Origin of the sequence: Endozoicomonas sp. SESOKO2, from assembly GCF_024606245.1 — a bacterium.
In the GTDB taxonomy this organism is placed as follows: domain Bacteria; phylum Pseudomonadota; class Gammaproteobacteria; order Pseudomonadales; family Endozoicomonadaceae; genus Endozoicomonas_A.
On record NZ_JAHHPQ010000112.1, the window covers coordinates 1 to 1294 of the forward strand.

Annotated in this window: 1 protein-coding gene and 1 pseudogene; both read left to right on the top strand. The window is 44.9% G+C overall.

Annotation, left to right across the window (positions count from 1 at the left end; genetic code table 11):
* Positions 1 to 85 precede the first annotated feature (85 nt).
* Positions 86 to 834, top strand: a pseudogene (locus tag KDK17_RS03050) (IS5 family transposase).
* Positions 835 to 1029: 195 nt separating this feature from the next.
* The coding region (locus tag KDK17_RS03055; RefSeq protein ID WP_257287314.1) for a hypothetical protein at positions 1030 to 1294 on the top strand (265 nt) is incomplete at its 3' end.

Genomic DNA, 1294 nt, shown 5'->3' on the forward strand with positions numbered 1-1294 from the left:
CCAACCGAACGAACAGATAAAAACATCAGTAACCTGACCGGAAAGACACCTAAAAGTGATCTAGAGTATGGCATTTAGGTTTGCTATGACTCGCACAGTACTCAAAGATCAACAATGGGATCGGATCAAAGACATGCTGCCGGGTAAAGTCTCTGACCCCGGACCAACAGCTGACAACAGGTTATTCATTGAGTCGATTCTCTGGCTTGCTCGTACCGGAGCGCCTTGGAGGGACATGCCTGAAGAGTTCGGTGACTGGCACAATATATACAACCGATTTAGTCGCTGGAGCTCGAAAGGAATATGGAGTCAAGTCTCTGAAGAACTGAGTCAGGATTGTGATATGGAATACCTTCTGGTTGACGGATCAATCACCCGTGTTCATCAACACGGTGCTCCAAAAAAACGGATAACATTGCCGAAGCAGTTGGAAAATCAAGGGGAGGTTTAACAACCAAGATCCACGCTGCGACGGATGCACTTGGTAATCCTGTTCGCTTCATTCTCACAGCTGGACAAGCATCAGAGTACGGACAGGCAAATGCCCTGATAGAGGGATTTTCAGCGGACTTCGTTCTTGCTGACAAGGGATATGACTCAAATGCATTCCTCCTCGAGGTCAAGAAGTCAGGTGCTGAAGCAGTGATTCCTCCGAAGCGAAATCGGATAGATCAGCGAAAATATGACAAAGAAATTTACAAGGAGCGAAATCTAATTGAGCGACTATTCCAAAAGCTCAAGAACTTTCGGCGAGTTGCAACTCGCTATGAACGCTTGGCACGAAATTATATGGGAATGCTTCAGATAGCAGCCATCATGATCTGGTTAGCATGACAAAATCAGTAAATTGATCGTCTGGTTAGATAAGAACGCCCCCTAGGTTGCAATCAGGACTGTCTTTGTTGCAGAAATTCTGATCAAAGCTTGATACAGTGAGTGCGGCTTTTATGTCGCACTTTTTATTTACAGGGACATTAACAGGATCAATATTGTCTTGGAATTGCATAACCTCTCCATGTAAGCGGGAAAGTGACGCTGGAGCGATTTCTGGTAGTTACCTGTCAGAAATGCCGCTATTTCATTTTTGTAAGTTTCCATTCGAAGATAAATCTACCTACGGCACTTCCAACCCTAAAAGCGGCTGCGAAATTGATCTCAGCAGTGGCGGGAACAGATTTAAGAGGTTATGACGGCTGGACTCCTTTAGAATTGGACAAAGAATATAACTATCAATCGATTATTACCAAATTGAGCGGAAAGCCCCGTACTTCTAGTTCGGGGATGGATAGCTCGC